Annotated in this window: 13 protein-coding genes; 10 read left to right on the forward strand and 3 right to left on the reverse strand. The window is 52.6% G+C overall.

The features are described 5' to 3' along the window. Nucleotides 1-80 precede the first annotated feature (80 nt). The 7 genes from priA (at nt 81) to rraA (ending at nt 8,073) form a co-directional block, all read left to right on the forward strand. The gene (gene priA, locus GFB57_RS03450; protein WP_003028808.1) at nt 81-2,279 is read left to right on the forward strand and encodes a primosomal protein N'; all 2,199 of its coding nucleotides are present in this window, start codon (nt 81-83) and stop codon (nt 2,277-2,279) included. A 156-nt stretch (nt 2,280-2,435) separates the two neighbouring features. Further along, nucleotides 2,436-3,461, forward strand: a complete 1,026-nt coding sequence (gene cytR / locus GFB57_RS03455; RefSeq protein ID WP_003028807.1) for a DNA-binding transcriptional regulator CytR — start codon at nt 2,436-2,438, stop codon at nt 3,459-3,461. 93 nt (nt 3,462-3,554) lie between these two features. Beyond that, the gene (ftsN, locus tag GFB57_RS03460) at nt 3,555-4,535 is read left to right on the forward strand and encodes a cell division protein FtsN (RefSeq protein ID WP_003028806.1); all 981 of its coding nucleotides are present in this window, start codon (nt 3,555-3,557) and stop codon (nt 4,533-4,535) included. A gap of 91 nt (nt 4,536-4,626) precedes the next feature. Further along, complete coding sequence (hslV, locus tag GFB57_RS03465) at nt 4,627-5,157, forward strand: ATP-dependent protease subunit HslV (RefSeq protein ID WP_003028805.1); 531 nt, start codon at nt 4,627-4,629, stop codon at nt 5,155-5,157. 9 nt (nt 5,158-5,166) lie between these two features. Next, nucleotides 5,167-6,498 carry an HslU--HslV peptidase ATPase subunit gene (gene hslU / locus GFB57_RS03470; protein WP_003028803.1) on the forward strand — a complete coding sequence of 444 codons (1,332 nt, stop codon included), beginning with the start codon at nt 5,167-5,169 and terminating at the stop codon, nt 6,496-6,498. Nucleotides 6,499-6,565: 67 nt separating this feature from the next. Beyond that, a complete protein-coding gene (menA, locus tag GFB57_RS03475) occupies nt 6,566-7,495 on the forward strand; it encodes a 1,4-dihydroxy-2-naphthoate polyprenyltransferase (protein WP_003028801.1) in 930 nt (309 codons plus the stop codon). 92 nt (nt 7,496-7,587) lie between these two features. Then, the gene (gene rraA / locus GFB57_RS03480) at nt 7,588-8,073 is read left to right on the forward strand and encodes a ribonuclease E activity regulator RraA (RefSeq protein ID WP_003028798.1); all 486 of its coding nucleotides are present in this window, start codon (nt 7,588-7,590) and stop codon (nt 8,071-8,073) included. A 37-nt stretch (nt 8,074-8,110) separates the two neighbouring features. Here the strand turns inward: rraA and GFB57_RS03485 are convergent, their stop codons facing one another. The 3 genes from GFB57_RS03485 to zapB form a co-directional block, all read right to left on the reverse strand. Next, nucleotides 8,111-8,500 carry a hypothetical protein gene (locus tag GFB57_RS03485; RefSeq protein WP_003028797.1) on the reverse strand — a complete coding sequence of 130 codons (390 nt, stop codon included), beginning with the start codon at nt 8,498-8,500 and terminating at the stop codon, nt 8,111-8,113. Beyond that, on the reverse strand, nt 8,497-9,165 hold the full coding sequence (locus tag GFB57_RS03490) for a hypothetical protein (protein WP_003028796.1): 669 nt from the start codon (nt 9,163-9,165) through the stop codon (nt 8,497-8,499). Before GFB57_RS03490 ends, GFB57_RS03485 begins: the two co-directional genes overlap by 4 nt. 92 nt (nt 9,166-9,257) lie before the next feature. After that, nucleotides 9,258-9,503 carry a septal ring assembly protein ZapB gene (zapB, locus tag GFB57_RS03495; protein WP_088732415.1) on the reverse strand — a complete coding sequence of 82 codons (246 nt, stop codon included), beginning with the start codon at nt 9,501-9,503 and terminating at the stop codon, nt 9,258-9,260. A 428-nt stretch (nt 9,504-9,931) separates the two neighbouring features. Between zapB and GFB57_RS03500 the strand changes: the two genes are divergently transcribed. From GFB57_RS03500 to glpX, 3 genes are all read left to right on the forward strand, one after another. Next, nucleotides 9,932-10,777: an MIP/aquaporin family protein gene (locus GFB57_RS03500; protein WP_003028793.1), complete on the forward strand. Its 846-nt coding sequence runs from the start codon at nt 9,932-9,934 to the stop codon at nt 10,775-10,777. A 21-nt stretch (nt 10,778-10,798) separates the two neighbouring features. Then, nucleotides 10,799-12,307 carry a glycerol kinase GlpK gene (gene glpK / locus GFB57_RS03505; RefSeq protein ID WP_003028792.1) on the forward strand — a complete coding sequence of 503 codons (1,509 nt, stop codon included), beginning with the start codon at nt 10,799-10,801 and terminating at the stop codon, nt 12,305-12,307. Between the two features lie 135 nt (nt 12,308-12,442). Continuing rightward, the gene (glpX, locus tag GFB57_RS03510) at nt 12,443-13,453 is read left to right on the forward strand and encodes a class II fructose-bisphosphatase (protein WP_003028790.1); all 1,011 of its coding nucleotides are present in this window, start codon (nt 12,443-12,445) and stop codon (nt 13,451-13,453) included. Nucleotides 13,454-13,502 lie beyond the last annotated feature (49 nt).

The raw sequence follows: 13,502 nt of genomic DNA on the forward strand, positions 1-13,502 counted from the left end.
CTGCTCATGCAAACTGATCCGCATTCTACCCTCCACTAATGTGTATACTAACCCGCCAGATTTCAAGTCAGGATGATTCAATGCCCGTTGCGCACGTTGCCTTACCTGTTCCGCTACCTCGCACCTTTGACTACCTCCTGCCGGAAGGCTTGAGCGCCAAAGCCGGGTGTCGTGTACGCGTGCCTTTTGGCAAGCAGCAGGAGCGCGTGGGTATCGTCCTTTCCGTCAGCGAGAGCAGCGAACTACCTTTCAACGAATTAAAAGCCGTTCTTGAAGTACTGGACAGCGAACCGGTTTATTCGACCTCCGTCTGGCGTCTGCTGTTGTGGGCGGCTGACTATTATCACCATCCTATCGGCGACGTACTGTTTCATGCTCTGCCAATTTTACTGCGCCAGGGACGTCCGGCGACAAACGCGCCCATGTGGTACTGGTTTGCCACTGAAGAAGGCCAGGTTATTGACCTCAACAGCCTGAAGCGTTCTCCCAAGCAGCAACAGGCGCTGGCTGCGCTACGCCAGGGAAAAATCTGGCGCGACCAGGTGGCTGAACTGGAATTTAATGACGCCGCATTACAGGCACTGCGGAAAAAAGGGCTGTGCTCCCTGGCGAGCGAAACGCCAGGCTTTAGCGACTGGCGTACGCACTACGCGGTTTCCGGTGAGCGTCTGCGGCTGAATACCGAACAGGCCACCGCCGTCGGGGCGATCCACAGCGCATCTGACAGTTTTAGCGCCTGGCTATTAGCGGGCGTGACGGGATCGGGTAAAACAGAGGTCTATTTAAGCGTACTGGAAAATGTGCTCGCTCAGGGCAAACAGGCACTGGTAATGGTGCCGGAGATTGGCCTGACGCCGCAAACTATTGCCCGTTTTCGCGAACGCTTCAATGCGCCGGTCGAAGTTCTGCACTCGGGTTTAAATGACAGTGAACGTCTTTCGGCATGGCTGAAGGCGAAAAATGGTGAAGCGGCAATTGTTATCGGCACGCGCTCGTCGCTGTTTACGCCGTTTAAAAATCTGGGCGTGATTGTCATCGACGAAGAGCACGACAGCTCTTATAAACAGCAGGAAGGCTGGCGTTATCATGCGCGCGACCTCGCGGTTTATCGCGCCCATAGCGAACAAATTCCCATCATTCTCGGCTCAGCCACCCCTGCGCTGGAAACGCTGTGCAACGTGCGGCAGAAAAAATACCGCATGTTGCGCCTGACGCGCCGTGCCGGGAATGCACGCCCAGCCACTCAGCACGTGCTGGATCTCAAAGGTCAGCAGGTACAGGCCGGGCTCGCCCCTGCGCTTATCGCCCGTATGCGTCAGCATCTGCAAGCGGATAACCAGGTGATCCTGTTTTTAAACCGCCGGGGTTTTGCGCCTGCCCTGCTGTGCCACGACTGTGGCTGGATTGCTGAATGCCCGCGCTGCGATCACTACTACACGCTGCATCAGGCGCAACACCATCTGCGCTGCCATCACTGCGACAGTCAGCGTCCGATACCGCGTCAATGCCCTTCCTGCGGCTCTACGCACATGGTTCCGGTAGGACTCGGCACCGAACAGCTTGAGCAGGCTCTGGTGCCTTTTTTCCCCGGCGTGCCAATCTCACGCATCGATCGCGACACTACCAGCCGCAAAGGCTCGCTGGAGCAGCATCTGGCGGAAGTGCATCGCGGCGGCGCGAGAATCCTGATCGGCACGCAAATGCTGGCGAAAGGCCACCATTTCCCGGACGTCACCCTGGTGGCGTTGCTGGACGTTGACGGCGCGCTGTTCTCCGCAGATTTCCGGTCGGCAGAACGCTTCGCCCAGCTCTACACGCAGGTTTCCGGGCGTGCCGGTCGCGCCGGGAAGCAGGGCGAAGTGGTACTGCAAACGCACCACCCTGAACATCCGCTGCTGCAAACCTTGCTGTATAAAGGGTATGACGCCTTTGCCGAGCAGGCGCTGGCAGAGCGACAAACGCTCCAGCTTCCCCCATGGACCAGCCATGTGATCGTGCGGGCAGAAGATCACAACAACCAGCATGCGCCGATGTTCTTACAGCAGTTACGAAATCTGATTCAGGCCAGTCCACTGGCCGATGAAAAACTGTGGGTGTTAGGCCCAGTTCCCGCCCTGGCGCCCAAACGTGGCGGTCGCTATCGCTGGCAAATTTTGTTGCAGCACCCGTCGCGAATTCGCCTGCAGCATATCGTCAGCGGAACGCTGGCGCTGATTAATACGTTACCCGATGCACGTAAGGTTAAATGGGTGCTGGATGTCGATCCCATCGAGGGATAATCCCTCACGATGCGAGGCGGATCGTAAAATTAAATATCCATCACACTTTTTATGAAAATTCTGTAACCGCTTCCATTCACTATCTGATAAAAATGTTTCAGATGAAGGCTATTCAAGGACGAGTCTGTGCCAGCAGCTCTCTGGCGAGGAGAAAGAGTGAAACCGAATAAGCAGGTTGCCGCCGCTACGATGAAAGATGTTGCTCTGAAGGCGAAAGTCTCAACGGCAACCGTATCCCGCGCATTAATGAACCCAGACAAAGTCTCGCAGTCAACCCGTAACAAGGTTGAGCAGGCAGCGCTTGAAGTGGGATATTTACCCCAATCAATGGGACGTAACGTTAAGCGTAATGAATCGCGTACCATTCTGGTAATTGTGCCGGATATCTGCGATCCGTTTTTTAGCGAAGTGATTCGTGGCATCGAAGTCACCGCCGCAGAACAGGGATATCTGGTGCTTATCGGCGATTGCGCGCACCAGAACCAGCAGGAAAAGACCTTCCTCAATCTCATAATTACCAAGCAGATCGATGGCATGGTGCTGCTCAGCTCGCGCCTGCCGTTTGATGCCAGTGTGGAAGAGCAACGCAACTTGCCACCGATGGTTATGTCCAACGAGTTCGCGCCAGAGCTGGAACTGCCCACCGTGCACATTGATAACCTCACCGCCGCCTTCAACGCGATGAACTATCTGCTGGAACTGGGGCACAAACGCATTGGCTGTATCGCCGGGCCCGAAGATATGCCGCTGTGCCATTACCGTCTGCAAGGTTACGTTCAGGCACTACGTCGCAGCGGAATTACGGTCGATCCGCATTTCATCGCGCGCGGTGACTTTACCTATGAAGCGGGAGCCAATGCGCTTAAACAGCTCCTGGCGCTACCACAGCCGCCTACCGCGGTCTTTTGTCACAGCGATGTCATGGCGCTTGGCGCCCTCTCTTACGCCAAACGTCAGGGTCTGAAAGTGCCCGACGATTTATCGATTATCGGCTTCGATAACATTTCGCTCGCGGAATTTTGTGATCCACCCCTGACAACCGTCGCACAGCCGCGTTTCGATATCGGACGTGAAGCTATGCTGTTACTGCTCGATCAATTACAAGGACAGAACGTCAGCAGTGGCTCACGTTTACTGGACTGCGAGCTTATTATTCGGGGTACTACCCGGGCACTGACGTAAAGTAAAGTGCTTTCGGACTCCCCTGTCTGGTCAAAGGCCCGCCGCTTAAGTAACATGGCGGGCTGACGAACGAATAAATACAGCGAAACGATAGTGGCACAACGAGATTATGTACGTCGCGGCCAACCGGCACCTTCGCGGCGCAAGAAGAGCACATCACGGAAAAAACAACGCAATACGCCTGCGGTATCGCCCGCAATGGTTGCTATTGCTGCAGCCGTACTCGTGACCTTTATCGGTGGTCTGTACTTCATTACGCATCACAAGAAAGAAGAGTCCGAAACGCTGCAAAACCAGAAAGTCACCGGTAATGGCATCCCGCCAAAACCGGAAGAGCGCTGGCGATACATTAAAGAGCTGGAAAGCCGTCAGCCTGGCGTACGTGCGCCTACCGAACCGTCTGCCGGCGGCGAGGTGCTGAACGCCGATCAGCTAACCAATGAGCAGCGCCAGCTATTGGCGCAAATGCAGGCTGATATGCGTCAACAGCCAACGCAGCTCAACGAAGTGCCGTGGAACGAACAAACGCCTGAACAACGCCAGCAAACGCTGCAGCGCCAGCGTCAGGTACAGCAACAGCAATGGGCCAACACGCAGCAGCAGGCTCAACAGCCGCGCACGCAACCACGGGTAGCGGAACAGCCTTACCAGCAGCCGCAAACGCGTACGGCGCAAGCAGCTCCGGTACAACAGCCGAAAACGCAGCCAAAACCGGCGGCGCAACAACCGTATCAGGATTTGCTGCAAACGCCTGCGCATACCACCGCCGCTCAGCCGAAAACGCAACCGGCCGCGCCAATAACGAATGAAACGCAACCGCCAAAACAGACAGCGGAGAAAAAAGATGAACGCCGCTGGATGGTTCAGTGCGGGTCATTTAAAGGCGCTGAGCAGGCAGAAACCGTGCGCGCGCAGCTGGCCTTTGAAGGGTTCAACTCGCGTATTACCACCAATAACGGCTGGAATCGCGTGGTCATTGGTCCGGTCAAAGGCAAAGAGAATGCCGACAACACCATCAGCCGCCTGAAGGTGGCTGGTCACACAAACTGCATTCGACTCGCCACTGGGGGTTGAAACCCCCAAAATCCCCCCCATCTATACTTGCATTACGCCCCGCACACTGTGCGGGGCCTGTACATTGCATTTGTAACCAAGGGGTCTGCTCGTGACAACAATAGTAAGCGTACGCCGTAACGGCCATGTGGTAATCGCCGGTGATGGTCAGGCCACACTGGGTAACACCGTAATGAAAGGCAACGTGAAGAAAGTCCGCCGTCTTTACAACGACAAAGTCATCGCGGGCTTTGCGGGCGGTACTGCGGATGCATTCACGCTGTTTGAACTGTTTGAACGCAAGCTGGAAATGCACCAGGGTCACCTGGTGAAGGCTGCCGTTGAACTGGCAAAAGACTGGCGTACAGACCGTATGCTGCGCAAACTCGAAGCGCTGCTGGCCGTCGCAGATGAAACGGCATCGCTCATCATCACCGGTAACGGCGACGTCATCCAGCCAGAAAACGATCTGATTGCCATCGGCTCCGGCGGTCCCTACGCCCAGGCTGCTGCACGCGCTCTGCTGGAAAACACCGAGCTTGGCGCACGCGAGATTGCTGAGAAAGCGTTGGATATTGCAGGGGATATCTGCATTTATACCAACCACTTCCATACCATCGAAGAATTGAACTCCAAAGCGTAAGGATCCCCCATGTCTGAAATGACCCCACGCGAAATTGTCAGCGAACTGAACAAACACATCATCGGCCAGGATAACGCTAAGCGTTCCGTGGCGATTGCCCTGCGTAACCGCTGGCGTCGTATGCAGCTCAACGAAGAGTTGCGTCATGAAGTCACGCCGAAAAACATTCTGATGATTGGCCCGACCGGCGTCGGTAAAACCGAAATCGCCCGTCGCCTGGCAAAACTGGCCAACGCGCCGTTCATCAAAGTTGAAGCAACCAAATTCACCGAAGTTGGCTATGTTGGTAAAGAAGTTGACTCGATCATCCGCGATTTGACCGATGCTGCCATTAAGATGGTCCGCGTTCAGGCAATCGAGAAAAACCGCTTCCGCGCTGAAGAGATGGCGGAAGAGCGCATTCTCGACGTGCTGATCCCACCGGCTAAAAATAACTGGGGACAGTCAGAGCAGCCGCAGGAACCTTCTGCAGCGCGTCAGGCGTTCCGTAAAAAACTGCGTGAAGGCCAACTGGATGATAAAGAGATCGAAATCGATCTCGCGGCCGCACCGATGGGCGTTGAAATCATGGCGCCTCCGGGAATGGAAGAGATGACCAGCCAGCTGCAGTCCATGTTCCAGAACCTGGGCGGTCAGAAGCAAAAACCGCGTAAGCTGAAAATCAAAGACGCGATGAAACTGCTGATTGAAGAAGAAGCGGCCAAACTGGTGAACCCGGAAGAGCTGAAACAAGAAGCTATCGATGCCGTTGAGCAGCACGGGATCGTGTTTATCGACGAAATCGACAAAATCTGTAAGCGCGGTGAATCCTCCGGCCCGGACGTGTCCCGCGAAGGCGTACAGCGCGACCTGCTGCCGCTGGTTGAAGGCTGCACGGTGTCCACCAAGCACGGCATGGTGAAAACCGATCACATCCTGTTTATCGCCTCTGGCGCATTCCAGGTGGCGAAACCGTCCGACCTGATCCCGGAACTGCAGGGTCGTCTGCCGATTCGTGTCGAGCTGCAGGCGCTGACCACCAGCGATTTTGAGCGTATCCTTACCGAACCGAATGCCTCCATCACCGTGCAGTACAAAGCGCTGATGGCGACTGAAGGTGTGGACATCAACTTCACTGAATCCGGTATTAAACGCATTGCCGAAGCGGCCTGGCAGGTTAACGAAACCACCGAAAACATCGGTGCACGTCGTCTGCATACCGTTCTGGAACGTCTGATGGAAGATATTTCCTATGATGCGAGCGATTTGAACGGCCAAAGCATCACAATTGATGCCGAATATGTGAGCAAACATCTGGATGCGCTGGTCGCAGATGAAGATCTGAGCCGTTTTATCCTATAATCGCGTTCAATGCATTTTCATCACTGTTGATGGGGCTGATAAAGCCCCATTTTTATTGGCGCTAAATATGACTGAACAACAACAAATTAGCCGCTCACAAGCCTGGCTGGAAAGTTTACGACCTAAGACCTTACCGCTCGCCTTCGCGGCGATCATCGTCGGTACGGCATTAGCATGGTGGCAAGGATACTTCAATCCGCTGGTTGCTCTGCTGGCATTGATTACGGCGGGATTGCTGCAAATTCTGTCCAATCTCGCTAACGACTATGGCGATGCCGTCAAAGGCAGCGACAAGCCCGACCGCATAGGACCGCTGCGCGGTATGCAAAAAGGGGTCATCACCCAACAGCAGATGAAGCGGGCGCTGATCGTCACCGTGGTCTTGATCTGCCTGTCCGGTCTGGCCCTGGTTGCTGTGGCCTGCCACACGCTGGCAGATTTTGTCGGCTTCCTGGTGCTCGGCGGCCTGTCGATCATCGCCGCAATCACCTATACCGTAGGCAATCGCCCTTACGGATATATCGGTCTGGGCGATATTTCCGTGCTGGTGTTCTTCGGCTGGCTGAGCGTTATGGGAAGCTGGTATCTGCAGGCGCATACGTTGATTCCGGCGCTCATTCTGCCTGCTACCGCCTGCGGCCTGCTGGCAACTGCCGTGCTCAACGTCAACAATCTGCGCGATATCAACAGCGACAGAGAGAACGGCAAGAACACGCTGGTCGTGCGTTTGGGCGCTGTCAATGCCCGCCGCTACCACGCCTGTCTGCTGATGGGCACGCTGGTCTGCCTGGCCCTGTTTAACCTGTTCTCACTGCAAAGCCTGTGGGGATGGCTGTTTATCCTCGCCGCTCCGCTGCTGATTAAACAGGCGCGATACGTGATGCGTGAGATGGATCCTGCGGCAATGCGCCCAATGCTGGAACGCACCGTAAAAGCGGCATTGTTAACTAACCTGCTGTTTGTCGTTGGAATTTTCTTAAGTCAGTGGTCTCTTTAACTGACAAATATCAATTAACAATTGATGATTTTGCCAACAGTACACATAGCGCGATATACTAAAAATTCTCGCAGCAACTGAACGTTGAGCCTATGAAATACGATACATCCGAGCTTTGTGACATCTATCAGGAAGATGTCAACGTCGTGGAACCACTGTTCTCTAACTTTGGAGGACGGTCGTCGTTTGGCGGACAAATCATCACGGTAAAATGTTTCGAGGACAACGGGTTGCTGTACGATCTGCTCGAACAAAACGGCCGTGGTCGCATTCTGCTGGTCGATGGCGGTGGTTCTGTCCGTCGTGCGCTGGTCGATGCCGAACTGGCTCGACTGGCCGTACAGAATGAATGGGAAGGTCTGGTCATCTACGGCTCAGTCCGTCAGGTAGACGATCTGGAAGAACTGGATATCGGCATTCAGGCGATTGCCGCAATTCCGGTCGGTGCCGCAGGGGAAGGTATTGGGGAAAGCGATGTGCGCGTCAACTTTGGCGGCGTAACGTTCTTCTCCGGCGATCACCTGTACGCCGACAACACCGGGATAATCCTCTCCGAAGACCCGCTTGATATCGAGTAAGTAAAAAAGGCCATCAGCAAATTTGATGGCCTTTTTTTCATTCATTTGATTCGTAATGAATGACTTTAATATCATACTTTTCATTTTTTTCTTCGGCAACGACGCTCATCATCTCACGACTGGCAGGATAAGTTTCGATATAAGCATTTAATTTATCTTCAGCTATCTGAACGTCACTCTTTTGTATTCCGATAAAAATTATTTCACTGAGTTGAAGATGGCTACCTTCATCTGAATAGCTTACAAAAAACCAGTCGCTGGATACCCTTGGGACCTGTTTAAGAGGTTTCGGTGTTAGCAGATGATAGAATAATAAATTCTGCTGTGTATAGATTTTTTCTGTAAAGATGCTCAACATGAAACAGCAATAAAGTAGCGAAATTAAAATCATAAATACAATAATAAAACCTGATTTCCTGAACTTCATATGCGGAGTTCCCGAACATAATTTGGATTCGCAACAGGTTTTATTATATCCATAAATAAAGGTAATTCCCCTGAGTAGGGTTCATGTTTCTTATCCTTATCTATTGGGTCAGGAAATAGTAAAGGAATAACGCTTTTGTTTTTAAACTCACCAACAGGGCCATAGAAGTCCCAGATACGATAAGCCTTTTCTTTCGAACAGATCTGAAGACGAGAGGTGTAATCTGCATAATTTACAGCTTGGTAAAAACCAAATAAGTTCGATACCAAATCTTCAGCACTATAGCCACTATCCGTTAAATATACGTAAGGCCAAAAATCCTGCAAGGATTCGAAGCGATGTGACGTACCTAAGAATATCGATAAAGCAATACCTTGTAAGGTTCGTTCCGGTAATCCTCGTCGCACCATAAATCTACGATATATACCAGTATTAATATTTAGGCCATGAATGTTTTTGGACATACTTTGATGATAATTTACTTCATAAAATTCGCTATCACCACCACGAGCTCTTATCATTTCAAACCATAATCTTTCAGCCCCTGCTGGATTAGCATGGCCTAAATCAATCCATCCTAGATTCTCTGTATAGATAAGGCCATATTTAATATCACTGGTGATAAATCGATCCGAATTATCAATAATATCGTTTCTTTTTGTCATATCGTATTCTTTGAACTTTAAAAGTTACGATATCCTAATCTCTACATAGTAAAAAGGCATCCATTATGGATGCCTTTTTAAAGAAATCAGAATTAGACTTCTTCCATACGACCCAGCAGGGCATGCAGACGATCCTGCCAGCCATTCTGCTGTTCTTTCAGGTTGTTGTTCTCACGCTCCAGCTCTTCACGCTGCTGCTGTGCAGTCTGAACTTCCTGCGACAGTGAGTTGTTCTTTTCTTTCAGCTCTTCGATTTCCATCTGTAACAACGTGATGGTATCAATCGCCTGCTGTACTTTTGCTTCCAGTTTCTCAAACACTTCTAATGACATCGTCATACCTCTCCTGAATTGCAAGGCGTTGATGGATAAAAATCCTCGTCCCGATAACCGGCGACGCCTTAATAAAAACGAGCGCACTCTACTTAACACCGATTGTATGAAGCCGCGTCATCCCTGTCCAGCGGCATCCCGCGCAGATTGCGGTTTGCAACACTTTTAGTCTTTCTCCTGGTGACATGACTGTCATAACTCTTAAGTGTTAACAGATTGATCAGTGAAATGATTCAGCTCACACTATTTTTGTATAACAAATACCGCACAATGGCGCGAAAACGCTCATTTTGTTGATGCAGCACACACATTTTAATTTCGATATTTCTCGTTTTTGAGCGTTAACGATAAATTAACAGTGTGCCTACCGGCTCCGGGGATGTCAGTGACCTTCTCGCACACAATAAACATTAAACTCTCTTCAGGATCCGATTATGAGTCAAACCTCAACCTTAAAAGGCCAGTGCATTGCTGAATTCCTCGGTACCGGGTTGTTGATTTTCTTCGGTGTGGGCTGTGTCGCTGCACTCAAAGTAGCTGGTGCTACTTTTGGTCAGTGGGAAATCAGTATCATCTGGGGTCTGGGGGTAGCAATGGCTATCTATCTGACCGCAGGCGTTTCTGGTGCACACCTGAATCCCGCGGTAACCATCGCACTCTGGCTGTTCGCCTGTTTTGATAAACGCAAAGTTGTCCCTTTTATTATTTCGCAAATTGCCGGCGCCTTTTGCGCAGCGGCATTGGTTTACGGGCTTTATTACAATCTTTTCATCGATTTTGAACAAACCAACCATATCGTGCGTGGCACTACCGAAAGCCTGGGTCTGGCGGGTACTTTCTCCACCTATCCGAATCCGCATATCAATTTTGTGCAGGCCTTCGCGGTTGAAATGGTCATTACCGCTATTCTAATGGGGCTGATTCTGGCTCTGACCGACGATGGTAACGGTGTACCTCGTGGTCCGCTGGCACCACTGCTGATTGGCTTATTAATTGCCGTTATTGGTGCTTCCATGGGTCCGCTGACAGGTTTTGCGATGAACCCGGCACGTGACTTCGGACCGAAACTCTTCGCCTGGATGGCCGGATGGGGTGAGATTGCCTTCACAGGTGGTCGCGATATCCCTTACTTCCTGGTTCCGGTGTTTGGCCCAATTACCGGCGCGATTTTGGGCGCATGGGCATATCGCAAACTGATTGGTCGCCATTTACCGTGCGATGTCTGCGTGATTGAAGAAAAAGACGCGGCGGCCAACACTCAACAAAAAGCTTCGCTGTAATGTGACTACGGGACAAAAATTATGACTGAAAAAAAATATATCGTTGCGCTCGACCAGGGCACCACCAGCTCCCGCGCGGTCGTAATGGACCACGATGCGAATATCGTTGCCGTTTCACAGCGCGAATTCGAGCAAATCTACCCGAAAGCAGGTTGGGTAGAACACGACCCAATGGAAATTTGGGCAACCCAAAGCTCTACGCTGGTTGAAGTTCTGGCGAAAGCCGATATCAGTTCCGATGAAATTGCAGCGATCGGTATTACCAACCAGCGTGAAACCACCATCGTCTGGGAGCGTGAGACCGGTAAACCAATCTACAACGCCATTGTGTGGCAGTGTCGTCGTACCGCAGATATCTGCGAAAAGCTCAAGCGCGATGGCATGGAAGAATACATCCGTAACAACACCGGCCTGGTGATTGACCCGTACTTCTCTGGCACCAAGGTGAAATGGATCCTCGACCACGTTGAAGGCTCGCGTGAACGCGCTCGTCGCGGCGAACTGCTGTTTGGTACCGTGGACACCTGGCTTATCTGGAAAATGACGCAGGGACGCGTACACGTCACGGATTACACCAACGCTTCACGTACCATGCTGTTCAACATCCACTCCCTGGACTGGGATGACACGATGCTGGATGCGCTGGATATTCCGCGCGCCATGCTGCCAGAAGTGCGTCGCTCTTCTGAAGTGTACGGTCAGACCAACATTGGTGGTAAAGGCGGCATTCGTATTCCTATCTCCGGTATCGCCGGTGACCAGCAGGCAGCTCTGTTTGGCCAGCTGTGCGTAAAGGAAGGGATGGCGAAAAACACTTACGGTACCGGCTGCTTCATGCTGATGAATACCGGTGAGAAAGCCGTTAAGTCCGAAAACGGACTGCTGACCACCATCGCCTGCGGACCGACCGGGGAAGTGAACTACGCGCTGGAAGGTGCGGTATTTATGGCTGGCGCATCCATTCAGTGGCTGCGCGATGAAATGAAACTCATCAGCGATGCATTCGACTCTGAGTATTTCGCCACCAAAGTGAAAGACACCAACGGCGTGTACGTCGTTCCGGCATTTACTGGCCTGGGTGCACCGTACTGGGACCCGTATGCACGTGGCGCCATCTTCGGCCTGACCCGTGGCGTAAACTCCAACCACATCATCCGCGCAACGCTTGAGTCTATCGCTTATCAGACGCGTGATGTTCTGGAAGCGATGCAGGCTGACTCCGGTATTCGTCTGCACGCCCTGCGCGTTGACGGCGGTGCGGTCGCCAACAACTTCCTGATGCAGTTCCAGTCTGACATTCTGGGCACCCGCGTAGAGCGTCCGGAAGTTCGCGAAGTCACCGCATTAGGTGCAGCGTACCTGGCTGGCCTGGCAGTAGGCTTCTGGCAGAATCTGGATGAGTTGCAGGAGAAAGCGGTCATCGAGCGTGAATTCCGTCCAGGCATCGAAACCACCGAGCGTAACTTCCGTTACAGCGGCTGGAAAAAAGCGGTCAAACGCGCCATGGCATGGGAAGATCACGACGAGTAATACGTCATTGCCGGATGGCTACTTTGGCTTATCCGGCAAAATCTTCGTGCGGGGGCAACCCCGCACACACATCAATAATCTCGCCTCCTCCCCTGTGCTACACTTCGCGCCATTCCTTTCAGCTACGAGTTTGCAATGAGACGAGAACTTGCCATTGAATTTTCACGCGTGACCGAAGCGGCCGCGCTGGCTGGCTATAAATGGTTGGGCCGCGGCGATAAAAATACCGCTGACGGCGCGGCAGTGAACGCCATGCGTATTATGCTCAACCAGGTCAACATCGACGGCACCATCGTGATTGGCGAGGGTGAGATTGATGAAGCGCCGATGCTGTTTATCGGTGAAAAAGTCGGGACCGGTCTTGGTGATGCGGTCGACATCGCCGTCGATCCTATTGAAGGCACACGCATGACGGCAATGGGTCAGGCAAACGCGCTGGCCGTACTGGCTGTGGGCGATAAAGGCTGCTTCCTGAATGCGCCAGATATGTACATGGAAAAGCTGATTGTCGGCCCAGGCGCAAAAGGGTCTATCGACCTGAACCTGTCGCTGGAAGACAACCTGCATAACGTTGCCGCTGCACTCAATAAACCGCTGAGTGAGCTGACCGTAACCATTCTGGCCAAACCACGCCATGATGAAACGATCGCCGAAATGCAAAAACTGGGCGTGCGCGTCTTCGCTATTCCAGACGGCGACGTTGCGGCCTCCATTCTGACCTGCATGCCAGACAGTGAAGTTGACGTGCTGTACGGCATTGGCGGCGCACCTGAAGGTGTGGTTTCCGCAGCTGTGATCCGCGCACTGGACGGCGACATGCAGGGCCGTTTGCTGGCGCGTCATGACGTCAAAGGCGACAGCGAAGAGAACCGTCGCATTGGCGAACAAGAACTGGCTCGTTGCGCCGCCATGGGCATTGAAGCGGGCAAAGCGCTGCGCCTCGATGAAATGGCGCGTAGCGACAACGTCATTTTCTCCGCCACCGGCATCACCAAAGGTGATTTGCTGGAAGGGATTAGCCGCAAAGGTAATATCGCGACCACCGAAACGCTGCTGATCCGCGGCAAATCACGTACGATCCGTCGCATTCAGTCGATTCACTACCTCGATCGTAAAGATCCCGATGTGCAGGCGCACATCCTGTAATTGATTTGATCAATAGAGCCTTCCAGCCCATATGGGCTGGAAATCTTTC

This window comes from Citrobacter sp. S39 (assembly GCF_009495675.1).
Taxonomy (GTDB): domain Bacteria; phylum Pseudomonadota; class Gammaproteobacteria; order Enterobacterales; family Enterobacteriaceae; genus Citrobacter; species Citrobacter freundii.

Excerpts from the sequence above, each read along its gene's own strand:
- priA (WP_003028808.1), top strand. The coding sequence starts at position 81 with ATGCCCGTTGCGCACGTTGCCTTACCTGTTCCGCTACCTCGCACCTTT.
- hslU (WP_003028803.1), top strand. The coding sequence starts at position 5,167 with ATGTCTGAAATGACCCCACGCGAAATTGTCAGCGAACTGAACAAACAC.
- menA (WP_003028801.1), top strand. The coding sequence starts at position 6,566 with ATGACTGAACAACAACAAATTAGCCGCTCACAAGCCTGGCTGGAAAGT.
- rraA (WP_003028798.1), top strand. The coding sequence starts at position 7,588 with ATGAAATACGATACATCCGAGCTTTGTGACATCTATCAGGAAGATGTC.
- GFB57_RS03485 (WP_003028797.1), bottom strand. The coding sequence starts at position 8,500 with ATGAAGTTCAGGAAATCAGGTTTTATTATTGTATTTATGATTTTAATT.
- GFB57_RS03490 (WP_003028796.1), bottom strand. The coding sequence starts at position 9,165 with ATGACAAAAAGAAACGATATTATTGATAATTCGGATCGATTTATCACC.
- zapB (WP_088732415.1), bottom strand. The coding sequence starts at position 9,503 with ATGACGATGTCATTAGAAGTGTTTGAGAAACTGGAAGCAAAAGTACAG.
- GFB57_RS03500 (WP_003028793.1), top strand. The coding sequence starts at position 9,932 with ATGAGTCAAACCTCAACCTTAAAAGGCCAGTGCATTGCTGAATTCCTC.
- glpK (WP_003028792.1), top strand. The coding sequence starts at position 10,799 with ATGACTGAAAAAAAATATATCGTTGCGCTCGACCAGGGCACCACCAGC.
- glpX (WP_003028790.1), top strand. The coding sequence starts at position 12,443 with ATGAGACGAGAACTTGCCATTGAATTTTCACGCGTGACCGAAGCGGCC.